The sequence below is a fragment of the Janibacter hoylei PVAS-1 genome (assembly GCF_004025845.1).
GTDB lineage: Bacteria > Actinomycetota > Actinomycetes > Actinomycetales > Dermatophilaceae > Janibacter > Janibacter hoylei.
On sequence record NZ_PIPF01000007.1, the window covers coordinates 166,069 to 189,617 of the forward strand.

Annotated in this window: 23 protein-coding genes and 1 riboswitch; of the genes, 13 read left to right on the top strand and 10 right to left on the bottom strand. The window is 71.4% G+C overall.

The features are described from left to right. Positions 1 to 10: 10 nt before the first annotated feature. From gcvH to gcvP, 6 genes are all read left to right on the top strand, one after another. Positions 11 to 400 (top strand): glycine cleavage system protein GcvH, encoded by a 390-nt coding sequence (gene gcvH / locus CWN80_RS07690; protein WP_007926598.1) that lies wholly within the window; start codon positions 11 to 13, stop codon positions 398 to 400. 81 nt (positions 401 to 481) lie between these two features. After that, positions 482 to 931, top strand: coding sequence for an FHA domain-containing protein (locus tag CWN80_RS07695; RefSeq protein ID WP_007926600.1), 450 nt, complete (start codon positions 482 to 484; stop codon positions 929 to 931). 3 nt (positions 932 to 934) lie between these two features. Then, positions 935 to 1,642 carry a transcriptional regulator FtsR gene (ftsR, locus tag CWN80_RS07700; protein ID WP_128277092.1) on the top strand — a complete coding sequence of 236 codons (708 nt, stop codon included), beginning with the start codon at positions 935 to 937 and terminating at the stop codon, positions 1,640 to 1,642. Positions 1,643 to 1,663: 21 nt separating this feature from the next. Beyond that, positions 1,664 to 2,152, top strand: coding sequence for a bifunctional nuclease family protein (locus tag CWN80_RS07705; RefSeq protein ID WP_007926615.1), 489 nt, complete (start codon positions 1,664 to 1,666; stop codon positions 2,150 to 2,152). A gap of 167 nt (positions 2,153 to 2,319) precedes the next feature. Then, positions 2,320 to 2,904 carry a MerR family transcriptional regulator gene (locus CWN80_RS07710; protein ID WP_007926617.1) on the top strand — a complete coding sequence of 195 codons (585 nt, stop codon included), beginning with the start codon at positions 2,320 to 2,322 and terminating at the stop codon, positions 2,902 to 2,904. 42 nt (positions 2,905 to 2,946) lie between these two features. Continuing rightward, a riboswitch (glycine riboswitch) is annotated at positions 2,947 to 3,040 on the top strand. Positions 3,041 to 3,107: 67 nt separating this feature from the next. Further along, positions 3,108 to 6,008 carry an aminomethyl-transferring glycine dehydrogenase gene (gene gcvP / locus CWN80_RS07715; protein ID WP_128277093.1) on the top strand — a complete coding sequence of 967 codons (2,901 nt, stop codon included), beginning with the start codon at positions 3,108 to 3,110 and terminating at the stop codon, positions 6,006 to 6,008. A 129-nt stretch (positions 6,009 to 6,137) separates the two neighbouring features. Here gcvP and CWN80_RS07720 read toward each other — a convergent pair whose 3' ends face one another. The 3 genes from CWN80_RS07720 to CWN80_RS07730 are packed head-to-tail and all read right to left on the bottom strand — an operon-like array spanning position 6,138 to position 10,907. Further along, positions 6,138 to 9,275 carry an AAA family ATPase gene (locus tag CWN80_RS07720; RefSeq protein ID WP_007928954.1) on the bottom strand — a complete coding sequence of 1,046 codons (3,138 nt, stop codon included), beginning with the start codon at positions 9,273 to 9,275 and terminating at the stop codon, positions 6,138 to 6,140. Beyond that, positions 9,272 to 10,453, bottom strand: coding sequence for an exonuclease SbcCD subunit D (locus tag CWN80_RS07725; RefSeq protein ID WP_007928956.1), 1,182 nt, complete (start codon positions 10,451 to 10,453; stop codon positions 9,272 to 9,274). The genes CWN80_RS07720 and CWN80_RS07725 overlap by 4 nt, the downstream gene beginning before the upstream one ends. 10 nt (positions 10,454 to 10,463) lie before the next feature. Beyond that, positions 10,464 to 10,907, bottom strand: a complete 444-nt coding sequence (locus tag CWN80_RS07730; RefSeq protein ID WP_128277094.1) for a DUF7134 domain-containing protein — start codon at positions 10,905 to 10,907, stop codon at positions 10,464 to 10,466. 119 nt (positions 10,908 to 11,026) lie between these two features. On the opposite strand from CWN80_RS07730, the gene CWN80_RS07735 reads away from it, so the two are divergent. Further along, the gene (locus tag CWN80_RS07735) at positions 11,027 to 12,508 is read left to right on the top strand and encodes a glutamate-cysteine ligase family protein (protein WP_007928961.1); all 1,482 of its coding nucleotides are present in this window, start codon (positions 11,027 to 11,029) and stop codon (positions 12,506 to 12,508) included. 13 nt (positions 12,509 to 12,521) lie between these two features. Here the strand turns inward: CWN80_RS07735 and CWN80_RS07740 are convergent, their stop codons facing one another. Continuing rightward, a complete protein-coding gene (locus CWN80_RS07740; RefSeq protein WP_007928962.1) occupies positions 12,522 to 13,118 on the bottom strand; it encodes a histidine phosphatase family protein in 597 nt (198 codons plus the stop codon). 82 nt (positions 13,119 to 13,200) lie between these two features. On the opposite strand from CWN80_RS07740, the gene CWN80_RS07745 reads away from it, so the two are divergent. The 3 genes from CWN80_RS07745 to CWN80_RS07755 are packed head-to-tail and all read left to right on the top strand — an operon-like array spanning position 13,201 to position 15,392. Next, on the top strand, positions 13,201 to 13,656 hold the full coding sequence (locus CWN80_RS07745; protein ID WP_007928963.1) for an OsmC family protein: 456 nt from the start codon (positions 13,201 to 13,203) through the stop codon (positions 13,654 to 13,656). A gap of 6 nt (positions 13,657 to 13,662) precedes the next feature. Beyond that, a complete protein-coding gene (locus tag CWN80_RS07750; protein WP_007928964.1) occupies positions 13,663 to 14,727 on the top strand; it encodes an ArsO family NAD(P)H-dependent flavin-containing monooxygenase in 1,065 nt (354 codons plus the stop codon). Between the two features lie 44 nt (positions 14,728 to 14,771). Beyond that, positions 14,772 to 15,392, top strand: a complete 621-nt coding sequence (locus tag CWN80_RS07755; protein ID WP_007928965.1) for an L-threonylcarbamoyladenylate synthase — start codon at positions 14,772 to 14,774, stop codon at positions 15,390 to 15,392. Between the two features lie 4 nt (positions 15,393 to 15,396). Here the strand turns inward: CWN80_RS07755 and CWN80_RS07760 are convergent, their stop codons facing one another. Further along, entirely contained in the window at positions 15,397 to 16,593 is a 1,197-nt protein-coding gene (locus CWN80_RS07760; RefSeq protein WP_128277095.1) for a glycine C-acetyltransferase, read from the bottom strand. 2 nt (positions 16,594 to 16,595) lie between these two features. After that, entirely contained in the window at positions 16,596 to 17,636 is a 1,041-nt protein-coding gene (gene tdh / locus CWN80_RS07765) for an L-threonine 3-dehydrogenase (RefSeq protein ID WP_007928966.1), read from the bottom strand. Between the two features lie 144 nt (positions 17,637 to 17,780). Here tdh and CWN80_RS07770 point away from each other — a divergent pair, with 144 nt between their 5' ends. Continuing rightward, a complete protein-coding gene (locus CWN80_RS07770; protein ID WP_128277096.1) occupies positions 17,781 to 18,101 on the top strand; it encodes a DUF4190 domain-containing protein in 321 nt (106 codons plus the stop codon). A 6-nt stretch (positions 18,102 to 18,107) separates the two neighbouring features. On the opposite strand, the gene CWN80_RS07775 is transcribed toward CWN80_RS07770, so the two are convergent. Further along, positions 18,108 to 19,232: a methyltransferase domain-containing protein gene (locus CWN80_RS07775; protein WP_128277097.1), complete on the bottom strand. Its 1,125-nt coding sequence runs from the start codon at positions 19,230 to 19,232 to the stop codon at positions 18,108 to 18,110. A 122-nt stretch (positions 19,233 to 19,354) separates the two neighbouring features. Here CWN80_RS07775 and CWN80_RS07780 point away from each other — a divergent pair, with 122 nt between their 5' ends. Next, positions 19,355 to 19,549, top strand: a complete 195-nt coding sequence (locus tag CWN80_RS07780; protein ID WP_007928971.1) for a mechanosensitive ion channel family protein — start codon at positions 19,355 to 19,357, stop codon at positions 19,547 to 19,549. A gap of 50 nt (positions 19,550 to 19,599) precedes the next feature. Here CWN80_RS07780 and CWN80_RS07785 read toward each other — a convergent pair whose 3' ends face one another. Further along, complete coding sequence (locus CWN80_RS07785; protein ID WP_007928972.1) at positions 19,600 to 21,231, bottom strand: AMP-binding protein; 1,632 nt, start codon at positions 21,229 to 21,231, stop codon at positions 19,600 to 19,602. Between the two features lie 72 nt (positions 21,232 to 21,303). On the opposite strand from CWN80_RS07785, the gene CWN80_RS07790 reads away from it, so the two are divergent. Then, entirely contained in the window at positions 21,304 to 21,804 is a 501-nt protein-coding gene (locus CWN80_RS07790) for a GNAT family N-acetyltransferase (protein WP_238148119.1), read from the top strand. Between the two features lie 53 nt (positions 21,805 to 21,857). Here CWN80_RS07790 and CWN80_RS07795 read toward each other — a convergent pair whose 3' ends face one another. Beyond that, positions 21,858 to 23,060, bottom strand: a complete 1,203-nt coding sequence (locus tag CWN80_RS07795; RefSeq protein WP_007928974.1) for an MFS transporter — start codon at positions 23,058 to 23,060, stop codon at positions 21,858 to 21,860. 35 nt (positions 23,061 to 23,095) lie between these two features. Further along, entirely contained in the window at positions 23,096 to 23,545 is a 450-nt protein-coding gene (locus CWN80_RS07800; protein WP_007928975.1) for a MarR family winged helix-turn-helix transcriptional regulator, read from the bottom strand. Positions 23,546 to 23,549 lie beyond the last annotated feature (4 nt).

Here is a 23,549-nt window from a genome sequence, read left to right on the forward strand (position 1 = left end):
GAGGAGAGAGATGAGCGACGCGACCTACCCCGAGGACCTGAGGTACACGAGCGACCACGAGTGGGTGCGCGACGCGGGGGAGGGCACGGTCCGGGTAGGCATCACCCACTACGCCCAGGAGGCACTGGGTGACGTCGTCTACGTGAGCCTCCCGGCGGTCGGCGACACGATCGAGCCCGGCGACTCCTGCGGTGAGGTCGAGTCGACGAAGTCGGTGAGCGACCTGTACGCACCGCTCGGCGGCACGGTGACGGCCGTCAACGAGGCGCTCGACGCGACGCCCGAGCTGGTCAACTCCGACCCCTACGAGCAGGGGTGGATGTACGAGCTCAAGCTCGCCGAGGGTGCGGACACCTCCGGTCTGCTCGACGCGGCCGGCTACCGGGCCGAGATCGGCTGACGTCTTTTGCACGACCGTGACCGGCCCGATGTCGGGCCGGTCACGTACGCTTGATCACGCACACGACAGGAGGAGCGCTGGATGAGCGGCAACGAGGCCAACAGGCCCGCACGGCAGGACCCGGCGACGCAGCAGTTCACGGGCGTCGACAGCGGACTGCCGGCGGAAATCCCCGACTCCGACTACCACCTCACGCGTGAGGAGCAGGCGACCGTCGACGCCCTGCACCCGGGCACCGCGCTCCTGATCGTCCTGCGCGGCCCCAACACCGGCGCGCGCTTCCTCCTCGACGACACCGAGGTGACGACCGGTCGCGGCCCGGAGAGCGACATCTTCCTCGACGACGTCACCGTCTCGCGCAAGCACGCGGTCTTCTCCCGCGAGGACCAGGGCTTCGGCGTGCGTGATGTGGGCTCGCTCAACGGCACCTACGTCAACAAGGAGCGCATCGACCAGACGAGTCTGCGCACCGGTGACGAGGTCCAGATCGGCAAGTTCCGCCTCGTGTACTACGCCAGCGCCGCCAGTTGACCGTTGACCGACGAGCGGCTCGGGATCGGTGCGCTCATCGCCCGGCTCCAGGGCGAGTTCCCCGACGTCACGATCAGCAAGGTGCGCTACCTCGAGAGCGAGGGCCTGCTCTCGCCGGAGCGGACCCCCTCGGGCTATCGCAAGTACACGGTGGCCGACGTCGAACGTCTCCGCTTCGTGCTGTCCGCACAGCGCGACCGCTTCTGGCCGCTGAAGGTCATCCGCGAGCGTTTGGACGCTCTCGACCGCGGTCTGGAGGTCGGGGACGACGGTGACGTCGCCCCGCCGCCACGTCCTCAGGCCGAGCGCCCCGACCGGCTGGCGGCACGCGCTGGGCAGCGGCCCCTGCGGTTGACCGCGATCGAGCTGCAGCACGCCGCGGACATCGACACCGGGACCTTCCGCGAGCTCGTCTCGTACGGCCTGCTCCCCAAGGGACGCGACCACTTCGACGCCGACGACCTCGGAGTGGCTCGGGCCTGCGGGTCCCTGGTCGCCGCAGGCGTCGACGTCCGACACCTGCGGCCCTTCAAGAGCGCCGCCGAGCGCGAGGTCAGCCTCGCCGACCACGTCCTCGGCCAGCAGGCCCTGCGCGACCGGGGTGCGGGGGCGGCGGGTCTCGACGACGCGACGGTCCGCCGGCAGGTCCTCGAGGACTGCCTGGAGCTGCACGTCGCCCTGGTGCGTCGAGGCCTTGACTCCACTCCGTGACCGGAGGGATACGGTAGGAGGGTGAAGCCGCTCGACGTCCTCGGTGTCCGGGTGGAGATGCCCACCTCCCAGCCGATCGTGCTCCTGCGGGAGCGCGACGGAGGTCGACACGTGCCGATCTGGATCGGCGCGGCGGAGGCCACCGCGATCGCCTACGCGCAGGAGGGCGTCGAGCCGCCACGACCCCTGACCCACGACCTGCTCGTCGACGTCATCGCCGCGGTCGGTCGCGAGCTGACGACGGTGCGGATCGACGCGGTGCTGGAGGGCGTCTTCCACGCGACCCTCGTGCTCGACGACGGGACCGAGATCTCCTCCCGTACCTCCGACGGCGTGGCCCTGGCCCTGCGGACCGGCGCGCAGATCGTCGCCACGGACGCCGTCCTCGACGAGGTGGGCATCGAGTCCTCCGACGAGGAGGAGGACGAGGTCGCGAAGTTCAAGGAGTTCCTCGACGAGGTCTCACCCGAGGACTTCGAGGCACCCGACGAGGACCCTCCGGCGACCTGAGCGGACCGGTCCGCGACGAGATCGTTACCGACACGCGGGCGCCCCGCACGGCGCGGATGTTTGACGCCTCACGCCCCCCCGCCGTAGCGTCGAAGACACACCGGTACGACACCGGTGTCATTCCCAACCGTCATCGGCTGGGACCGACGGCTAGGTGGGAGGGCGCAGTGGACGCCACGAGTGACGAGAGCAGGACCCCGGTCCGCGCCCAGGGCGTGCTCTTCGACGACGACCTGCCCGAGCTGTCCGAGGACATCGGCTACCGCGGGCCGGCTGCGTGCAGCGCCGCGGGCATCACGTACCGCCAGCTCGACTACTGGGCCCGGACCGGCCTCGTCGAGCCCTCCGTGCGAGGTGCGGCAGGCTCGGGGAGCCAGCGGCTCTACGGCTTCCGCGACATCCTCGTCCTCAAGGTCGTCAAGCGACTGCTCGACACGGGCGTCTCCCTCCAGCAGATCCGGGTGGCCATCAAGCACCTGCGCGAGCGCGGGGTCGAGGACCTCGCCCAGATCACCCTGATGAGCGACGGCGCGAGCGTCTACGAGTGCACCTCCGCTGACGAGGTCATCGACCTCGTCCAGGGAGGGCAGGGCGTCTTCGGCATCGCCGTCGGTCGCGTGTGGCGTGAGGTCGAGGGATCCCTGCTCGAGATCCCGAGCGAGCGCATGGGCGGCGACGACGCCGCCGACTCCGGCCCCACGGAGATCCCCGGCGACGAGCTGTCCGCCCGTCGCCGCGCCAAGCTCGCCTAGAGCGCGACGACCGGCGGCACGCTGATAGCCTGAGCGCGCTGCTCACCCCACGGGGGAGAGTCCTCGCGGATCACCGCGGGGCGCCGAAGGGGCAAACTCCCCGGAACCTCTCAGGCGCCAGGACCTCGTGGATCAGGCACCTCTGGAGCGTGCGCGACAGATGGGGAGGCTGACCATTGCACACCTGCGTCCAAGGGAGCCTCATGAGCGCCTCGTCCCCCCTGTCCGAGTTCGTCGGCCGCCATGTCGGCCCGCGTGATGCCGATGTCACGCAGATGCTCGGACTGCTCGGCCAGCCCAGCCTCGACGCCCTCTGCGACGCGGCCGTGCCCGGGGCCATCCGCCAGACCCGCTCGCTGGACATCGAGGCCTCGCCGAGCGAACTCGCCGTCCTCGAGGAGCTGCGAGACCTCGCGGCGAAGAACTCGGTGCTCACGTCGATGATCGGTCTCGGCTACTACGGCACGATCACCCCGTCGGTGATCCAGCGCAATGTGCTCGAGAACCCCGCCTGGTACACCGCCTACACGCCGTACCAGCCGGAGATCAGCCAGGGCCGTCTCGAGGCCCTCCTCAACTTCCAGACGATGGTCGCCGACCTGACCGGTCTGCAGACGTCGGGGTCCTCCCTCCTCGACGAGGCCACCGCGGCTGCCGAGGCGATGACCGTCATGCGTCGCTCGAGCAAGGTCGCCAAGGACGCCGTGCTCGTCGTGGACGCCAACACCTTCCCCCAGACGCAGGCCGTCATCACCACCCGCGCCCAGCCCCTTGGTCTGGATGTCGTGATCGCCGACCTCACGGCGGTGACCAGCGCCGACGCGCTGCGCGCTGCGGCCGGTGACCGCGAGGTCTTCGGAGTCCTCGTGCAGTACCCCGGCGCCGACGGTCGGATCACCGACTGGCGTGCTCTTGCGGACGCCGCACACGAGGTGGGTGCACTCGTCACCGCCGCGGCCGACCTGCTTGCGCTCACCCTGCTCACCCCGCCGGGGGAGTGGGGCGCCGACGTCGCAGTCGGCACGACCCAGCGCTTCGGCGTCCCGATGGCCTTCGGCGGTCCGCACGCCGGCTACATGTCCGTGCGCGCTGGCCTCGAGCGGACGCTCCCCGGTCGACTCGTCGGCGTCTCCGTCGACGCCGCCGGCCGTCCCGCCTACCGCTTGGCGCTGCAGACGCGCGAGCAGCACATCCGGCGAGACAAGGCGACGAGCAACATCTGCACCGCGCAGGTGCTGCTCGCGGTCATGGCGTCGATGTACGCCGTCTACCACGGTCCTGACGGACTGCGGGCCATCGCCGAGCGGGTCCACGGGACGGCCGTGGGCCTCGCCGACCGGCTGCGGTCCGCCGGTGCCGATGTCGCCGAAGGTCCGTGGTTCGACACGCTGCGCGTGTCGGTGCCCGGCCGCGCCGACCACGTGGTGGCGGCCGCCCTTCGTGCCGGGGTCAACGTGTGGAGGGCAGACGCCGACACCGTGCTCGTCTCCGTCGACGAGACGACCGACCCCAGCGAGGTCGCTGCCGTGGCCTCGGCCTTCGGCGCGCAGGCCGGGGAGGTCGACCTGCACGAGGTCGACGCCTCGCACGCACCCCGAGTCTCGCCGGCCTGGCCGGAGCAGCTCGTGCGCACGAGCGAGTACCTGACGCACCCGGTCTTCCACGAGCACCGCAGCGAGACCGCGATGCTGCGCTATCTGCGCCGCCTGTCCGACCGCGACTTCGCGCTGGACCGGGGCATGATCCCGCTCGGCTCGTGCACGATGAAGCTCAACGCCACCACCGAGATGGCAGCCATCACCTGGCCCGAGTTCGCGTCGCTGCACCCCTTCGCCCCCGATGACCAGACGGTGGGGATCCGCCAGCTCGTGGGGCAGCTGAGCACCTGGCTCAGCGAGGTCACCGGGTACCACTCGGTCTCGCTCCAGCCCAATGCCGGCTCGCAGGGTGAGCTCGCCGGCCTGCTGGCCATCCGCGCGTACCACGCGGCCAACGGCCAGTCGGAGCGCCGCATCTGCCTCATCCCGGCCAGCGCCCACGGCACCAACGCCGCGTCGGCCGTCATGGCCGGCATGCAGGTCGTCGTCGTCAAGACCGCCGAGGGCGGCGACGTCGACATGGACGACCTGCGCGCCAAGGTCGACAAGCACCGTGACGATCTCGCGGCGATCATGGTGACGTACCCCAGCACCCATGGCGTCTTCGAGGACACGATCAGCGAGCTGTGCGCGCTCGTCCACGAGGCCGGCGGTCAGGTCTACGTCGACGGAGCCAACCTCAATGCCCTCGTCGGGCTCGCCCAGCCCGGCGACTTCGGTGCCGACGTCAGCCACCTCAACCTGCACAAGACCTTCTGCATCCCGCACGGCGGCGGCGGCCCCGGCGTGGGGCCGGTCGCGGTCCGCGAGCACCTGACTCCCTACCTGCCCAACCACCCGCTGGCACCTGCTGCCGGTCCGGAGACGGGCGTCGGTCCGATCAGCGCCGCGCCCTACGGCTCGGCCGGCATCCTGCCGATCTCCTGGGCCTATGTCCGCCTCATGGGTGGCGACGGCCTCGCGCGGGCGACCCAGATCGCAGTCCTCAACGCCAACTACGTGGCGGCTCGGCTCGGTGAGCACTACCCGGTGCTCTACACCGGCCCCGGCGGCATCGTCGCCCACGAGTGCATCCTCGACCTGCGCGGCCTGACCAAGGAGACCGGCGTGACGGTCGACGACGTGGCCAAGCGCCTCATCGACTACGGCTTCCACGCCCCGACGATGAGCTTCCCGGTGGCCGGCACCCTCATGGTCGAGCCGACCGAGTCGGAGGACAAGGGCGAGATCGACCGTTTCTGCGACGCGATGATCGCCATCCGCGAGGAGATCGACGCGGTCGCCGCCAGCGGCGACGTCGAGTCCTCGGTGCTGCGCAATGCGCCGCACACCGCCGCGGAGCTGGCAGGGGAGTGGCCCCACTCCTATGACCGCTCCACGGCGGTCTTCCCCGTGGGCGTCGACGCGGCAGACAAGTACTGGCCGCCGGTCTCGCGCATCGACGGCGCCTACGGCGACCGCAACCTCGTCTGCTCCTGCCCCTCGCCCGAGGCCTTCGAGGACTGACCCCTCCACCCGAGCCCCCTTGCGCATCTCCCTGGGCAGATGCGCAAGGGGGTTCGCATTTCCCTAGGGAAATGCGGGGTGGGGTGCGTATTTCCCTAGGGAAATGCGCGAAGGGGGGTGGTGGCCGGGTCAGGCGACGCCGAGGACCCCGGTCACGCCGACGGTCGAGCCGTGCTGGGTCTTGTCGACCCGCACCTGGGTGGGGATGCGAGAACGCATCTCGCTGACGTGGCTGACGACGCCCACGCAGCGGCCGCCGTCCCGGAGCCCGTCGAGGACGTCGAGCACCTGCTCGAGGCTGTCCTGGTCGAGGCTGCCGAAACCTTCGTCGACGAAGAGTGTGCCGAGCTCGACCCCGCCGGACTCTTCCCGGATCGTGTCGGCCAGACCGAGAGCCAGGGCGAGGGAAGTCGTGAAGGACTCCCCGCCGGAGAGGGTCGCGGGGTGACGGTCCTGCCCCGTCCACAGGTCGCGCACGAGCAGGCCCAGACCACCGCGACGCTGGCCCCTGGCGGAGGAGTCGTCGTGGGCGAGCTCGTAGCGGCCGTCCGCCATGGCGGTCAGCCGGGCATTGGCCAGCTCGACGATCCGCTCGAGCCGCGCCGCGAGCACATAGGTGCTCAGACGCATCCGCTTGTCGTTGTCGCTGCTCGTCCCGGTGACGAGGTCGGCCACGCGCCGCACGAGCGCGGCCTCGTCCACCGCGGGACCGAGCACGCTGCACTCGTCGACGACGAGTCGGGCGACTCGCGTGACCTGCTGATGCACCGCCCCTGAGGTGGCCTGCCGACGTCGCGTCTCGTCGGCGTGCACTCGAGCAGCCCGGGCCGCTTGCTCCATCTCGGCGAGATCGACCTCGTCGGTCTGCAAGGCACCGCGGACCTCGTCGTCGTCGAGCGTGGCGCGGCAGGCGGCCAACTGCCGCTCGTGCGTGTCGACCTGCTCGGCGAGGGCAGCGAGCCGGTGGGTGGGCAGCGCCGAGGCCCGCGCCTCGTCGGCACCGGCGACGTCGTGCTCCTGCAGGGCGTCGGCGAGCCGTTCGCCGGCAGCCTCGAGGAGCTGCGTGGACCGGGCCACGTCGCGATCGGCGACCGCCAGCGCCTCGACGCCCTGCTCGACGCGTCGGTGCCGCTCCTGGGTCGCCTCGACCCGGTCGACGAGGCCAGAGATGCTGGAGCTGACGGTGCCGAGGTCGGCGGACCGCTGGAGATCCGGCTCGGCGGGCAGCGGGCCAGCCTCCTCGTCCGGGGCGCAGACACAGACCCGGGCGTGCTCGCGCAGATCACTGGCCAGGGCCTCGAGCAGCTCGTCGATCTCGTCGACGAGCTCCTGACGTCGCGCCCGCAGCGAGGCCAGCTCGCTCTCGTGCTCGACGAGGGTCTGGCGCGTGGTGGCCAGATCCTCGGTGCTCTGCGCGATCCGTTGCTCCACATCGGCCGCGGCCGACAGCTCGGTGGACAGGGCTGCGGCCTCGGCCGCGAGCTCGTCACGGACCCGGATCTCTGCCGCCGCATCGAGGTCGTGCGGGACGACACCGGGGTCGCCCGCCGTCGCCAGCCGGACGACCTCGGTGCGGGCGGCGTCGAGGCGGGAGCCCAGCTGCTCGCGCCGTCCGCGCGCGAGCTCGTGGGAGGCCTCTGCCTCGTCGGCCAGTGACTGGGCCTCCTCGATCTCCTCCGGAGTCACGACTCTGGCGGCGGATGCGGGAGCCGGGTGCTCGCACGACCCGCAGACAGCGCACGGGTCTCCGTCGGTGAGCAGTCCCGCGAGCTCACCGGCCATGTTGTCCAGCCGTGCTGCCACGAGCGCCTGGACGGCTCCCCGCAGGTCCTGGGCACGCTCCCGTGCGGCCTGGGCCGTGTCCGTGGCGGCGCGCAGCTCCTCCTCGAGCCGGCCAGCGAGCTGCCGGCTCCGCCTCAGCTCGTCGAGACGTGCGATCTCCGGCTCGACGAGTGCCGACCGACGACGCGCCCCGTGGATCCGCTCGAGTGCCGCAGCGTCCGACTCGGCCTGCTGCTGCACGGCTGCCACGGCCTCTGCCGCGCGCGCACACCGCGCGGTCACGGCCTCGATCCGCTGGTCGAGGACCGGGCCGCTGGCCCACACCCTGCGCAGGTGACCCACCTGGGTGCCGGCTCGAGCGAGGGGCTCGGTGCCGATGACCAGACCAGCCCGTACCGCATCGACGTCGCGCCCGGCCAGCACGTCAGTCAGGCTGAGCTCCACCGCAGCACGGGCCTCCTGCGCCGTGCGCGACGCCACCTCGGCCCGGGCGACCTCCTCGACGTGTGGCAGCACGGCCAGAGCTGCTCGCGCTCGGGCGAGAGCGACCCGCCGCTCGTCGTGGACGTCACCGACCGCCTCGAGACCGTCCAGCTGCGACCGGGCCGCCTCGCCCCGTCGCCGCAGCGCCGCCGTGTGCCGGGCCTCGTCGAGCCGGTCCCGGGTCGAGACCGCAGCGCGGTCGGCGGCGTCGAGACGGGTCAGCGCCTCCGCCGAGCGCTCGTCGAGGGCGGCCGACACCGCATCGAGGGCCGTCGGCAGCGACTCCAGCGCCAGCTCGGACCAGGGCATCTCCGGCTCGGGCAGGTCGGCATCGGCGGCCGAGAGCACGTCGACCAGGTGTGCCAGATGGGTGTCCAGACGTGCCCGGGCGGCCTTGATCACCCCGTCGCCGGCTTGACGTCGCTGGACCAGCTCTTCCTCGACAGCGGCGTAGTCGGAGATGTCGAAGAGCCGCTCGAGGACCTCGCGACGCTCCTCGTCGGTGGCGCGGAGGAAGGCCGCGAAGTCCCCCTGGGGCAGCATGACGACCCGCCGGAACTGCTCGAGCCCCATGCCGAGCAGGTCGTCGAGCAGCTGGGCGCTCTCGTCGATGCGCGTGCTCAGGGTCCGCCACGTCGTGCCCTCCAGCTCTTCGAGGCGCACCCCGGCCGGGTCGGTCGTGGTGCCCGTGCCGCGTCGCTTGGGGCGCTCGTGCGCGGGGTGCCGCACGACGCGCAGTCGCCGACCAGCGACCGTGATCTCCAGCTCGACCTCGGTGCGCAGCTCGATCGGGGCGTGCTGGCTGCGCAGCGACGGGCCCCGTCGCTCGCCGGGCACACCGGCGTAGAGGGCGAAGCAGATGGCGTCGAGCAGGCTGGTCTTGCCGGAGCCGGTGGGCCCGTGGATGAGGAAGAGGCCACTGGCGCCCACGGCCTCGAAGTCGAGATCGATCGAGTCGGCGAAGGGACCGAAGGCCGTCGCCCGCAGCCGGTGGATCCTCATGCCACGCCTCGACGCCGCCGGCGCGGGGCCGCGTACTCCTCCGCCCGGTCGCGGTCGCGGCGGCCCGCCTCCAGGGCAGCGGCGAGGACGTGCCGCTCGGCCTCGTCGGCCGGGACACCGTGGCGGACGTCGGCGACGAAGTCGCAGCACACGTCAAGCGGCTCGCGGTGCTGCAGACGAGCCGTGTAGGAGCGCACCGGGACGACCTGACCGCGGGGCTCGAAGGTCAGCTGCAGCAGGTGGGGGAAGCGCCGGCGCAGTCGCTCCAGCGCGCCGACGGGGCGGACCGGGTCGGTGAGGACGACCTGCACCCAGGCCCGCTCGGCGGAGGCGTGCTGCTGGCTGGCGAGCACCTCGTCGAGGTCACCGCGGACGACGGCCAGCTCCCGCTGCACGGGTGCGGCCACCTGCTCCACCGACACGCCACCCTGCGGGTCGATCTCGACGAGGAGCGAACCCTTGGTGTGCCCGGTCTCGCTGAAGGACATCGCCACCGGTGAGCCGCTGTAGCGCACGTGGTCGGCGACCTGCTGGGGCCGGTGGAGGTGGCCGAGGGCACCGTAGGCGACCCCGTCGAAGGTGTCTGCCGGCACCATGGCGACGCCACCGGTCGTGATGTCGCGCTCGGAGTCACTCGCGGCGCCCCCGCTGGCGAAGCAGTGCGCCATGACCACCGTGCTCGGGCCACGCCCGGCAGCGTCCGCGCGGACCCGCTCCATCGCGGCCCCGAGCACCGCGGTGTGGGTCCGCTCGCCGACCGCGAGCGACTCGGTGACCGACGTCGCGGTCGGCTCGAGGTAGGGGAGCGGGTAGACGGCGGTGTCGCCGACGAGTACCGGGCGGCCGACGTCGGCGACGTCGGAGCGGATGTGCAGCCCCGAGCGCTCGAGCAACCCCGAGGCGAAGCCGAGCCGGATGGCTGAGTCGTGGTTGCCGCTGGACAGGACGACGGTCGCACCGGCGTCGATGAGCCGGGTGAGGGCCTCGGACAGCAGCTGCACCGCATCGGGCGGCGGGAGTGCCCGGTCGTAGACATCGCCCGAGACGAGCACCGCCTCGACCGACTCCTCGCGGACGGTCTCCACGAGATGGTCCACGTAGTCCGCCTGTGCACCGAGCAGGCCCACGCCGTGGAAGGCGCGGCCCAGGTGCCAGTCGGAGGTGTGGATCAGCTTCATGAGCACCACGCTATGAGGCGCCACCGACAACGCGGCGGCGCGACACCCCCTTCGCCGGGGCGGGGCGGGGACGAAGGTGGTGGGGCTGCCCCCTGCGCAGCCCCAACCCCGGTCCACGGATCAGTCGGCAGCGAGCGCCGCGGCCGACGCCACGGTCGCGGCCCTCGACGAGCAGCTGCGCCAGGTGCCCGAGGACGACGAGCGCCCAGGACGGCCCGCCGCGCGTGCGCCGCCAGGCGAGCGGCACCGCCTGGAGGGTCGCCACGCCGAAGAGGGCGAGCATCTCGAGGGCGCCCATCGGCAGTCCCGCGTACGAGACGAGGTACGCGGCGGCGGTGAGCAGCCACAGCAGCGCCGCGAGCGCGAGGTCCACGAGCTCGACGTGGGCGGCCGGCCAGGAGCACAGCCGCTCGAGCCGGCTGCCGGCGTCGTCGGGAGCCGCAGGGAGGTTCACGGGCCGAGCGAAGGCAGGTGCCGGGCGCCGATGCATCAGCCCGTGGTCGGATCCTCGCCGTCGGGTGCGGTCGTGGGTAGATTCACCGGCAGGAGCAGCACCGGTGAGAGGCAGGGGCCATGGGCAAGGACGTCGCCGCGCAGAGCTACACCCGCGAAGAGCGCCAGCGCTACCGCGAAAAGGTCCGCCAGGACCTCGATGTCTTCGAGCGGATGCTCGCCGAGCGGGCCTTCGACGACGAGGTCCCGCTGACCGGCCTGGAGATCGAGCTCAACCTCATCGACGAGGACCAGCAGCCCGCCTTCGTCAACGACGAGGTGCTCGAGGCCATCGCCGACCCCGAGTACCAGACCGAGCTCGCGCAGTTCAACATCGAGCTCAACGTCGCACCGCGGCCCCTGCCTGGGGACTCCGCCCTGCAGCTCGAGGAGAGCCTGCGCGAGTCGCTCAACCGGGCCGAGGCCAAGGCGGAGGAGGCCGACGCACGGATCGTCGCCATCGGCATCCTGCCGACGATCCGTCCCGAGCACTTCCAGGGCGAGTGGATCAGCGACAACAACCGGTACACGGCGCTCAACGACTCGATCTTCGTCGCCCGCGGCGAGGACATCGTCCTCGACATCGAGGGCCCGACGGGGGAGCGGCTGCACACCTTCGCCGACTCCATCGCGCCCGAGTCCGCGTGCACATCGGTCCAGCTGCACCTGCAGGTCGGCCCCGGGGAGTTCGCCGACCACTGGAACGCCGCCCAGGTCATCTCTGCGCCGCAGATCGCGCTCGCGGCGAACTCACCCTTCTTCTTCGGGCGGCGCCTGCACGCCGAGACCCGGATCGCGCTCTTCAGCCAGGCGACCGACACCAGGCCCATCGAGCTGAAGAACCAGGGCGTGCGCCCGCGCGTCTTCTTCGGCGAACGGTGGATCACCTCGATCTTCGACCTCTTCGAGGAAAACGTGCGGTACTTCCCGGCGCTGCTCGCCGAGACGACCGACGAGGACCCCGTGGCCGTGCTCGACGCCGGCGGCACCCCTGAGCTCGGCGAGCTCAACCTCCACAACGGCACGGTGTACCGGTGGAACCGGCCCATCTACGACACCGGCTCGGGGCGACCGCACGTCCGCGTCGAGAACCGCGTGCTCCCCGCCGGCCCGACGATCATCGACACGCTGGCCAATGCGGCCTTCTACTACGGCTCCGTGCGGATGCTCGCCCGCGAGGACCGGCCGATCTGGACTCAGATGTCCTTCCCCGCCGCCCAGGCCAACTTCGAGGCCGCGGCCCGTGACGGACTCCGTGCCCGCCTCTACTGGCCCGGCCACGGCGAGCTGGGCGCCGACGAGCTCACCGTGCGCCACCTGCTGCCGCTGGCCCGCCGCGGGCTGCAGAACTGGGGCGTCTCGGATGCGGTCATCAGCCGGTACCTCGGCGTCATCGAGGGGCGGTGCACCAGCGGGGTCAACGGCGCGGTCTGGCAGACCGAGTGCGTCGCCCGTCTCGAGGAGGGCGGGCTGGACCGGTCAGCGGCGCTGGCCGAGATGACCCGGCTCTACGGGCAGCACATGCACACCAACGAGCCGGTGCACACCTGGCCGCTGCCCTGAGTCGGCGCTGCCGTCAGCAGTTCCAGCTGATGATGCAGGGGTCCTCGCGGTGGTGGCCCAGCACAGCCAGGTGGGCGGCATCGAGAGTGAGACCCGCCGCGAGTCGTGGAGTGGTGCGCAGCCAGACCGTCGCGAGCACTCGTGAGGTGTGCCCGTGCCCGACGAGGACGACGTCACCGTCAGCCAGCGTCGGCGTGACCCGTCGCAGCACCCGGGAGGCACGTGCCGCGACCTCCTCGACCGTCTCACCGGGCGTCGGACCCGGCACGACACCGTCCCGGAAGACGTCCCACGCCGTGCCCGTCTCCTCGCGGATCTCGGCGGTCGACCTCCCTTCGTACCCGCCGTAGTCCCACTCGCGCAGGTCGACGTCGGTCTGCGCCCGCAGACCGGCCAGCTTGGCCGTGTCGGCGGCACGCCGCAGGTCGGAGCAGAGGACGAGAGCGGGTTCGACGCCGTGGGCGCGCAGCCGCTCGCCGGCCTCCGCGGCTTGCGCCCTCCCGTGGTCGGTGAGCGGCAGGTCGGTGAGGCCCGTGTGCAGCCCGTCGCGGCTCCACTCCGTCTCACCGTGGCGCAGCAGGACGAGGCGGCCGGAGCGGGTGGCTGGCATGCGTGCAGCCTAGTGCGGCGATGTCTGCGAGGATCGGCACGCGGCCCATCCGGCCGCACCACGACGACATGCGGAGGTTGGGATGACGAGCGACGAGACCACGGGGGGTACCGGCCAGGGCCACCGCAGTGTCGAGCTGACGCGGCTGGAACTCGGCCGATACGAGCTGCGCAATGCCCGGGGCGGCACGATCACCATCGGTGACGGCACCACCGACGACTTCACCCCCGTCGAGCTGCTGCTCGCCGCGCTCGCCGGCTGCAGCTCCGTGGACGTCGACCACATCACCTCCCGCCGGGCCGAGCCGGAGAGCTTCGTCGTCGTTGCCGAGGGCACCAAGGCCTCCTCACCCGAGCAGGGCAACCACATGACCGACCTCGAGGTGACCTTCCGGCTCGGCTTCCCGGAGGGCGAAGGGGGCGACGCCGCACGCGCGGCCTTCCCGCGGTCCGTGGCCCAGTCCCGTGATCGCCTGTGCACCGTCTCCCGCACCGTCCAGATCGGCACGCCGGTCGAGATGACCGCCGAGGACGCCTGAGGTCACATGCTCGGTGATGTCGAGGTGGTCGTCATCGGTGGGGGACAGGCGGGTCTCGCCACGGCCTACCACCTGCGTCGCGCCGGAGTCGACCACGTCGTCCTCGACGCGCAGGACGAGCCGGGCGGTGCCTGGCAGAGCACCTGGCCCTCGCTGCGACTCTTCTCGCCGTCGGCCTACTCCTCGCTGCCGGGCTGGCCGATGCCGCCGCACCCGGACGCCTTCCCCCCGGTGGAGCACGTGCTGGCTTACCTGCGGGCCTACGAAGAGCGTTACGACCTCGACGTGCAGCGTCCGGTCGTCGTGAGCGACGTGATCGCCGACGACGACGGGCTGACCGTGCTCACCGACGTCGGGCAGATCCGGACCCGGTACGTCGTCAGTGCCACAGGCACGTGGGCGGCCCCCTTCGTCCCGACCGTCGAGGGGCGGACCGACTTCGCCGGGACCCAGCTGCACAGCGCCCACTACCGGGGTCCCGACGACTTCGCCGGGCAGCGGGTCGCGGTCGTCGGGGGCGGCAACTCGGGCGTGCAGATCACCGCCGACCTCGTCGACGTCGCCGAACGGGTGTCGCTGGTGTCGGCCCGACGGCTGCGTTTCCTGCCCGACGACGTCGACGGTCGGCACCTCTTCGACCGGGCCACCGCGCGACTGCAGGCGGCCGGCGATGCCCGCGCCCAGACCGAGGCGATCATCGGGGAGATCGTCGCCCTTCCCCGGGTCCGGGAGGCCCGGGCCCAGGGGGCCCTGCGGGTCCGGGCGATGTTCGACCGCATCGTCCCGTCGGGCGCCGTCATCGGGAGGGAGCTCCTCGACCTCGACGCGATCATCTGGTGCACCGGGTACCGGCCGGCCCTGCGGCACCTGCGCTCCCTGCGGCTGCGGACCTCCGACGGCTACCCGGAGGTCGTGGACAACCGGTCGACGAAGGATCGCCGGGTCTGCTTCGTCGGCTACGGCGACTGGACCGGGCCCGCCTCGGCCACCCTCATCGGGGTCGGGCGCACCGCCAAGTCCCTCGCGGCCTCCCTCGCCCGCGAGCTCGCCGACGAGACGCACCAGCCCTGAGGCCGTCCGGGCGCACGGAGGCCCGGTGGGCCTACGGTGGACCCATGGCCACCTTCGTCGAAGTCCACCCCGACAACCCCCAGCCCCGCACGGTCGCCCAGGTGGTCGAGCGGATCCGCGAGGGTGCCCTCGTCGCCTTCCCCACCGACTCGGGCTACGCCCTCGGAGGCCGGCTCGACGACCAGGCCGTCAAGGACCGCATCCGAGACATCCGCCGGCTCGACGACAAGCACCACTACACGCTGTTGTGCGCCGACTTCGCGCAGCTCGGGCAGCTCGTCCACGTCGACAACGCCGTCTTCCGCGCGGTGAAGTCCGCGACACCGGGGCCCTACACCTTCATCCTCCCGGCGACGAAGGACGTGCCCAAGCGGCTGCTGCACCCCAAGAAGAAGACCGTCGGAGTGCGCATCCCCGACCACCCGCTGTCGCAGGCTCTGCTCGCCGGGCTCGGCGACCCGATGCTCATCTCGACGCTCCTCCTGCCGGGGGAGACCCAGACGCCGACCTTCGGGTGGGACGTCAAGGAGGCTCTCGACCACCAGGTCGACATCGTCATCGACGCCGGCGAGGTGAGCACCGAGCCGACCACCGTCGTCGACCTCTCGTCCGGGGAGGCCGAGGTCGCCCGCCACGGGGCAGGCGACCCGACGCCCTTCGAGTGAGGCGTCAGTCCGCTGCGCCGAGCACCTCGTCACGGGCCGCGACGAAGGCCCGCACGCACGTGCGCACGTCCTCCTCGCTGTGGGCGGCCGACAGCTGCACCCGGATGCGCGCCTGGCCCTGCGGCACGACGGGGTAGGAGAAGGCGATGACGTAGACGCCGTGCCCGAGCATGGCGTCGGCGATCTGCGCCGCCTGCCGGGCGCCGTCCTCGCCGGGAAACATCACCGGCGTGATCGGGTGGTCGCCGGGCAGCAGGTCGAAGCCCGCCTCGGTCATCAGCTCGCGAAACATGAGCGTGTTGCGCCGCAGCGTCGCCCGCGCCTCGTCCGACCCCCGCGCGATCTCGATGGCGGTCAGCGAGCCGGCCGCCACGACCGGGGCCACGGCATTGGAAAACAGGTAGGGCCGCGAGCGCTGACGCAGCAGTGCGATGACCTCGGCGGGCCCGCTGACGTACCCACCGCTCGCCCCACCCAGGGCCTTGCCGAGCGTGCCGGTCAGCAGGTCGACGCGGTCGGCGACGCCACAGGCCTCGGGGGTGCCGCCACCACCCTCACCGACGAAGCCCACGGCGTGGGAGTCGTCGACGAGGACCATCGCGCCGTACTCGTCGGCCAGGTCGCAGATCTGCTCCAGCGGGGCGAGGTAGCCGTCCATCGAGAAGACGCCGTCGGTGACGATGACGGTGCGGCGGGCTCCCTTCGCCGCCTCGAGCTGGGCGCGCAGGTCGTCCATGTCCGCATTGGCGTAGCGGTAGCGGGCGGCCTTGCTCAGCCGGATCCCGTCGATGAGGGAGGCGTGGTTGAGGGCATCGGAGATGATCGCGTCCTCGGCGCCGAAGAGGACCTCGAAGACGCCGCCGTTGGCGTCGAAGCAGCTCGAGTAGAGGATCGTGTCCTCCGTCCCGAACCAGTCGGACAGCGCCGCCTCGAGACGCGTGTGCAGCTCCTGGGTGCCGCAGATGAAGCGGACGCTCGCCATGCCGAAGCCCCACTCGTCGAGCGAGGCCGCGGCCGCCGCCCGCACCTGCGGGTGGTCCGCCAGCCCGAGGTAGTTGTTGGCGCAGAAGTTGATCGCCTCGGCGGTGGTCGTCGTGATGTGCGCCTGCTGGGCGCTCGTCAGCCGGCGCTCGTCCTTCCACAGACCCGCGTCACGGATCTCCTGCAGGGTGGCGGTCAGGTCGTCCTTGATCGTGTACATGCTCAGCTCCAGTCCATGATGACCTTGCCGCACTCTCCCGAGGCGGCCGTGGCGAAGGCTTCCTCCCACTGCTCCGCGGGGAAGCGGTGGGTGATGACGGAGGAGATGGCCTCCCGCAGCACCGGTGACGTCGAGAGCATCGAGCTCATCGTGTACCAGGTGTCGTACATCTCCCGGCCGTAGATCCCCTTGATGGTGATCATGTGCGTGATGACCTTGCCCCAGTCGACGGGGTAGGCGTCCTTGGGCAGGCCGAGCATCGCGATCCGCCCGCCGTGGTTGAGGTGGTCGATCATGTCAGCGACCGCCGGTGGGGCACCCGACATCTCGAGACCGACGTCGAATCCCTCCTTCATGCCGAGCTCTCGCATGGCCTGGCCGAGGTCGGAGCGGGCGGCGTTGACGAGCAGGTCTGCGCCTGCTCCCTTCGCGAGCTCGAGGCGGGCATCGGACAGGTCGGTGACGGCGATGTGTCGCGCCCCGACGTGCCGGGCGATCGCCACGGCCATGACGCCGATGGGGCCGGCACCGGTGACGACGACGTCCTCCCCGGCCAGGGGGAAGGAGAGGGTCGTGTGGACGGCGTTGCCGAGCGGGTCGAAGACCGCCCCGAGGTCGGGGTCGATGTCGTCGTGGTGGACCCAGACATTGGTCGCCGGGATGACGACGTGGTCGGCGAAGGCGCCGTCACGGTTGACGCCGACACCGATGGTGTTGATGCACAGGTGGCGACGCCCCGCGCGGCAGTTGCGACAGGTGCCGCAGACGATGTGGCCCTCGCCGGAGACCCGGTCGCCGACCCGCACGCTCGTCACGTTGCGACCGACCTCGTCGACCTCGCCGTAGAACTCGTGACCGATGATCTGGGGCGTGCTCGGCACCGCACCGGCGGCCCAGTCGTCCCAGCCGTGCAGGTGCAGGTCGGTCCCGCACAGGCCGGCACGCAGGACCCGGACGCGGACCTCGTCGTCGCCGGCGTGGGGCTCGGGGAGGTCGGTCAGCTCGAGGCCTGGGCCTCGGCGGGGTTTGACCAGTGCGCGCATCTGCTGTCCTGTCGACGGGTGGTGCGGGGTGACCGCGGTCACGACCCTAGACCCGAGCCGGCCCTCCGGCCGCATCACGACGCGGGACGAAGGGGAGACCTCCCCGTGGTCGGGACGGTCGCGGGCCCCTACGGTGGAGGCACCATGACGACGCCCCAGCTGCCACCCCCTTCGTACCCGCCGATGCCGCGATCGCACGGCAACGCGACCACGTCCCTGGTGCTGAGCATCATCGGCCTCACCATGGTCCCTGGTCTGGGCATCATCGGCTGGATCATGGGCTCGAAGGCCCTTGAGGAGATCGACGCCCACCCGGAGATGGGGTGGACCAACCGGGACCACGCGGTCATCGGGCGCCTCGTCGGCATCGTGGGCACAGCGCTCCTCGGCTTCATCGTGCTGCTCGTCGTCGGCTACGTCGTCTTCATCCTCGGCCTCGTCGCGATCATCGGCACGAGCCCCTGAGCCCGCTCAGGCGCGCTCGAGCAGGACGAGGACCTCGTGGTGGCGCGTCTGGGGAAACATGTCGAAGACGCGTGCCTGCCGCACCGTGTAGCCCGGGAGCGCTGCCAGGTCACCGGCGAGGCTCGTGGCATTGCAGCTGGAGTAGATGACGTGGTCCGGTCGGGTGGCCTCGATGGCGCCGCACAGGTCCGGCCCGATTCCGCGACGCGGCGGGTTGACGACGACGAGGTCGTGGTCGAGCGCGTCGAGGGCGCTCGCGTCCCCCACCGTGAAGTCGACGTCGAGGCCGAGCTCGCCCGCCGACCGGCGCGCGCTGAGCACCGCATCGGGGGCGACCTCGATACCCGCGACGCGCCGCTGACGACCTGGCGCCAGGGCAGCGTTGAGCGCGAAGCCACCCACACCGCAGTAGAGGTCGAGCACGCTGCCGGGGTCGATCTGCCCGACCCAGTCACGGGCCTGCCCGTAGAGCGCGGTCGTCACCGTCGTGTTGGTCTGGAAGAAGCTGCGCGGCCGCAGGTGGAAGACGATCTCGCCGACGCGCATCGGCAGGGTGTCGGCCGGGGTGAGCACGACCTCCTCCTCGCCTTCGAGGACCGCCTTGTGCTCCGGCTGCAGGTTGACCGACACCACCCGCAGGCCGGGGGCGGCCTTGCGCAGGAGGTCGAGCCCGCGCTCGACCCGACCCATCTGCCCGGGGGAGCGGAGCACGAAGCGCGCCATGAGCTCCCCATCGGGCGAGCCGGTGACGATGAGGTGCTTGAGCTCGCCCTGACGTCCCGGGACGTCGAAGGGGGTCAGCCCGAGCTCGGCGACGGCCGGCAGCAGACCGTCGAGGGCTGCGGCGAGCCGGGGCTCGTAGAGCCCGCACTCCGGCAGCGAGACTCCCCGGCGGTCGGCGTCGAGGATGCCGAAGGTGGGTGCTCCCTTCGTCCCGCCCACGACGAGCTTGGCCTTGTTGCGGAAGGCGGACTCGGGGCCGGCGACGGGGGCGTCCCAGACATCGTGCGGGACGACGTCGGCGAGGACCTCGCGCACGTGGGCGTCGAGGTCGGCCAGCTGTTGCTCGTAGGGCGTGCCCATGAGGGTGCACGATCGGCACTCCCCGGCGTCGTAGTGGGGGCAGCGCATGGTCACCATCCCGGCGGAGGTGACTCCACGACCCGCTGGTGCAGCCGACCTCTGTGCTTCATGGCTGCAGCCTAGCCAGCCGAGGAGGCCGTCGAGATCCTGCAGCTCCTCGGCCTGAGCCGGTGCTCACCCCGATCCACGGCATGGTCGACGGGGTCCTCGGCTTCCGCCCCAACCTCATCGGCGCCGGGATCGTCTTCTTCGTCGGTGCGCTCCTCGCCAACCTCCTGGTCAAGCTGTGCATCGGACAAGGCGCAGGCCCCGTCCGAGCAGTCGTCGACGGGCGACCGGCAGGTCTGACTCACCGCACCACATGACGAAGGGTGGTACCCCCGGTCTCCGGGGTACCACCCTTCGTGCGTCCGGCTCAGTCGGCGCGCAGGATCTCGCCCGCCTGCTCCCGCATCTCGACCTTGCGGACCTTGCCCGTCACCGTCATCGGGAAGGCATCGGTCACGTGGACGTACCGCGGGATCTTGTAGTGGGCGAGCTTGTCGGCGGCGAACTCGCGCACGTCGTCCACGGTGAGCGAAGCGACGCCCTCCCTGAGCACGACCCACGCCATGAGCTCCTCGCCGTAGCGCTCGTCGGGCACGCCGATGACCTGCACGTCGGCGATCGACGGGTGCGTGTAGAGGAACTCCTCGACCTCGCGGGGATAGATGTTTTCGCCGCCCCGGATGACGAGGTCCTTGATCCGACCGACGATCTCGACGTAGCCGTGCTCGTCCATCGTCGCCAGGTCTCCGGTGTGCATCCACCGGGCGTCGTCGATCGCCTCGGCGGTCTTGTCCGGCTGCTGCCAGTAGCCGAGCATCACGCTGTAGCCGCGCGTGCACAGCTCGCCGGTCTCACCACGCGGCAGGGTCACACCGGTCACCGGGTCGACGACCTTGGACTCGATGTGCGGCATCGACCGGCCCACCGTCTCCGTGCGGCGGGCCAGGTCGTCGTCGGTGTGGGTCATCGTCGAGACGGGGGAGGTCTCCGTCATGCCGTAGCTGATGGCGACCTCCGCCATGTTCATCTCGGCGACGACGCGCTTCATCACCTCGACCGGGCAGGTCGACCCGGCCATGATCCCGGTGCGCAGGCTCGACAGGTCGTAGTCCGCAAAGTCCCGGAGCCCGAGCTCGGCGATGAACATCGTCGGCACGCCGTAGAGCGAGGTGCACCGCTCGTCGACGACCGCCCGGAGGGTGGCCGCCGGCTCGAAGGAGGGTGCCGGGATGACCATGCACGCCCCGTGCGAAGTGGCCGCCAGGTTGCCCATGACCATGCCGAAACAGTGGTAGAAGGGCACGGGGATGCAGATCCGGTCGGCCTCGGTATAGCGGATCAGCTCGCCGACGAAGTAGCCGTTGTTGAGGATGTTGTGGTGGCTGAGGGTGGCGCCCTTGGGGAAGCCGGTCGTGCCCGAGGTGTACTGGATGTTGATCGGGTCATCGGGGGTGAGACCGGCGCCGCGCTCGGCGAGCTGGTCCTCGGTGACCGAGGCTCCGCCGGCGACGAGTTCCGCCCAGGAGGGGTCGCCGATGTAGACCACGTCTCGCAGGTCGGGCAGCTGACCCCGCACCTCCTCGACCATCGCCCGGTAGTCGGAGGTCTTGTGCTGCTGGGCGCTCACGAGCATCCGCAGGCCGGACTGCTGCGCGACGTAGGTCAGCTCGTGCGAGCGGTAGGCCGGGTTGATGTTGACGAGCACGGCACCGACCCGCGCCGTCGCATACTGCAGGATCGTCCACTCGGCGCAGTTGGGTGACCAGGTGCCGACCCGGTCGCCGGCGGACACCCCCTTCGCCATGAGGCCACGCGCCACGGCGTCGACGTCCGTGAGCAGCTCGCGATAGGTCCATCTGCGGCCGCTCGGCACGTCCACGAGCGCCTCGCGGTCACCGTGGGTCGCCACGGTCCGCTCGAGGTTGCCCCCGATCGTGTCGCCGAGCAGGGGTGCGTCCGAGGTGCCGGAGGAGTACGAAGGGAGTGCGGGCTGGGTCATGGTCACCTTCCGTCGTCGCGTCGTTGCGATACCCGCGAAGCCTGCCACGCTCCCGGGTGCGATGCTGACCCGGTGAGCAGCGACCTGACGATCCGCGCGGCCACCCACGAGGACTGGTCGCAGATCTTCCCCTTCTGGGCCCGCATCGTCGACGACGGGCGGACCTACGCCTACCCGGAGGGGCTCACGTCCCCCCAGGCGCACGCGTTGTGGATGGAGACGGCGCCCGGCCGGACCGTCGTCGCCGAGTCGGGTGACCGGGTCATCGGCTCGGCGAAGATGGGGCCCAACCGGCCCGGCCGCGGGTCGCACATCGCCACCGCGTCCTTCATGGTCGACCCGGACGCCGGTGTGCGGGGCGTGGGACGAGCACTCGGCGAGCACGTCATCGGGTGGGCGCGCGAGCAGGGTTACGCCGGCATCCAGTTCAACGCCGTCGTCGAGACCAACGAGCGCGCTGTGGGTCTCTGGCAGTCACTGGGCTTCGAGGTCATCGGGACCGTGCCCGGGGCCTTCGACCACCCGGAGCACGGTCCCGTGGGACTGCACGTGATGTTCCTCGACCTGGGGTAGATGCCCTCCCCGATCCCTGAGGAGGTCGCGAAGCGACCGTCTCGAAGGGCCGCTCAGTCCGCGTCGCCGACGAGGACGGCCTCCCCTTCGGCCGGGCTGTGCGCAGCGGGCGTCTGCTCGCCGCGCAGGTAGCGGGAGCCATAGGCGAAGATCGCGACGCCGACGAGGACCGCCATCGTCGCCATCCAGTAGGGGGCGCTCATGCCGACCTCCTCCCCGAGGCGACCCGCGGCCCAGGGGGCGACGGCGCCACCGGAGAAGCGGACGAAGGAGTACGCGGACGATGCGATCGGCCGGTCGACCGGAGCCGAGCCCATGACCGCCTCGGTGATGAGGGTGTTGTTGACGCCGAGGAAGGCGCCGGCGAGGACGACACCGACGACGAGGGCGGCCTTGGAGTCGACAAGGACCGCCATCATTGCCAGGTCGAGGCCAAAGAGGGTGAGCGCGCCGATGATCGACGGGATGGTGCCGAAGCGGCGCTGCAACCACGGGGCGGTCTTGACCGAGGTGATGGCGAGGAGCACGCCCCAGCCGAAGAAGACCCACCCCACCTGCGAGGCGGTCATGTCGAGGGGGAAGGGGGTGAAGGCGAGCAGGGTGAAGAAGCCCATGTTGTAGAAGAGCGCGGTGAGGGCGACGGTGAGCAGACCCGGGTGACGCAGCGCCCTGAGCGGCGCGGCGAGCGAGGTCCTGTGGCCCGACGGTGGAGTGGGCGGCAGGAGGAAGGAGGTGACGACCACGGCCCCGACCATGAGGACCGCGACCCCGAAGAATGGGGCCCGCCAGGAGATCGAGCCGAGCTGACCGCCGACGATCGGGCCGACGGCGATGCCCAGGCCCAGGGCGGCCTCGAAGAAGATCACCGCCTGGCCGACACTTCCGGCGGAGGCGACGACGATCGTCGACAGGGCCGTGGCGACGAAGAGCGCGTTGCCCAGGCCCCAGCCGGCGCGGAAGCCGACGATCGCCCCGATGCTGTCGGACATCCCGGCGAGCGCGGAGAAGACGATGATCAGGGTCAGGCCGGCGATGAGGGTGCGCTTGGCGCCGATGCGCGAGGAGATGAAGCCGGCGACGAGCATCGCCACGCCCATGATCGCCATGTAGCTGGTGAAGAGGAGCGAGGTCTCGCTCGGGGTGGCGCCGAGCTCGTCGGCGATCGGCTTGAGGATCGGGTCGACGAGACCGATGCCCATGAAGGCGATGACGCACGCGAAGGCGACGGCCCACACGGCGCGCGGCTGCTTCCACATCGACGGGGTGGTCTCGGCGGGTACTGCGGGGGTTGTCACTGCTGACCTTCCTGCTGGGACGAGCTGGCCTCCAGCACCGCGCGCAGCACCGTGACGGCGGTCGCGAGGTCCTCGGGGGTCAGGGTGGGGTGCTCCCGGATGACCCGGGAGACGGTGGTGGCGCTGCGCTCGCGGACGACCGCGAGCGCGCGGCGTCCGGCGTCGGTGAGGGTGACCCTCGTGGCGCGGGCGTCGGACGGGTCGGGCTCCTTGGTGACCCAGCCGCGCTCGACGAGCGTCGCGACGGCCCCGGACATCGTCGGCTGGGAGGTGCGGTCGAGCTCGGCGAGTCGTCCGATGCCGGTGGGGCCGTGCTCGTCGACGAGCGACAGGACGCGGATGCCGGCGGGGGGAGTGCGGTGGATGTGCTGGCGCGAGGCGCGGACGAGACGGGCGGCATAGGTGACGAGGTCGCTCGCGGTCTGGTCGATGGAGTCGTCGGGCACGTCC

Bases quoted from the DNA above. Each gene is read 5' to 3' on its own strand.
- CWN80_RS07720 (WP_007928954.1), bottom strand. From the start codon at position 9,275: ATGAGGATCCACCGGCTGCGGGCGACGGCCTTCGGTCCCTTCGCCGAC.
- gcvP (WP_128277093.1), top strand. From the start codon at position 3,108: ATGAGCGCCTCGTCCCCCCTGTCCGAGTTCGTCGGCCGCCATGTCGGC.
- CWN80_RS07735 (WP_007928961.1), top strand. From the start codon at position 11,027: ATGGGCAAGGACGTCGCCGCGCAGAGCTACACCCGCGAAGAGCGCCAG.
- CWN80_RS07740 (WP_007928962.1), bottom strand. From the start codon at position 13,118: ATGCCAGCCACCCGCTCCGGCCGCCTCGTCCTGCTGCGCCACGGTGAG.
- CWN80_RS07745 (WP_007928963.1), top strand. From the start codon at position 13,201: ATGACGAGCGACGAGACCACGGGGGGTACCGGCCAGGGCCACCGCAGT.
- CWN80_RS07775 (WP_128277097.1), bottom strand. From the start codon at position 19,232: ATGCGCTGCCCCCACTACGACGCCGGGGAGTGCCGATCGTGCACCCTC.
- CWN80_RS07755 (WP_007928965.1), top strand. From the start codon at position 14,772: ATGGCCACCTTCGTCGAAGTCCACCCCGACAACCCCCAGCCCCGCACG.
- CWN80_RS07750 (WP_007928964.1), top strand. From the start codon at position 13,663: ATGCTCGGTGATGTCGAGGTGGTCGTCATCGGTGGGGGACAGGCGGGT.
- CWN80_RS07770 (WP_128277096.1), top strand. From the start codon at position 17,781: ATGACGACGCCCCAGCTGCCACCCCCTTCGTACCCGCCGATGCCGCGA.
- CWN80_RS07785 (WP_007928972.1), bottom strand. From the start codon at position 21,231: ATGACCCAGCCCGCACTCCCTTCGTACTCCTCCGGCACCTCGGACGCA.
- CWN80_RS07695 (WP_007926600.1), top strand. From the start codon at position 482: ATGAGCGGCAACGAGGCCAACAGGCCCGCACGGCAGGACCCGGCGACG.
- gcvH (WP_007926598.1), top strand. From the start codon at position 11: ATGAGCGACGCGACCTACCCCGAGGACCTGAGGTACACGAGCGACCAC.
- CWN80_RS07795 (WP_007928974.1), bottom strand. From the start codon at position 23,060: ATGTGGAAGCAGCCGCGCGCCGTGTGGGCCGTCGCCTTCGCGTGCGTC.
- tdh (WP_007928966.1), bottom strand. From the start codon at position 17,636: ATGCGCGCACTGGTCAAACCCCGCCGAGGCCCAGGCCTCGAGCTGACC.
- CWN80_RS07760 (WP_128277095.1), bottom strand. From the start codon at position 16,593: ATGTACACGATCAAGGACGACCTGACCGCCACCCTGCAGGAGATCCGT.
- CWN80_RS07725 (WP_007928956.1), bottom strand. From the start codon at position 10,453: ATGAAGCTGATCCACACCTCCGACTGGCACCTGGGCCGCGCCTTCCAC.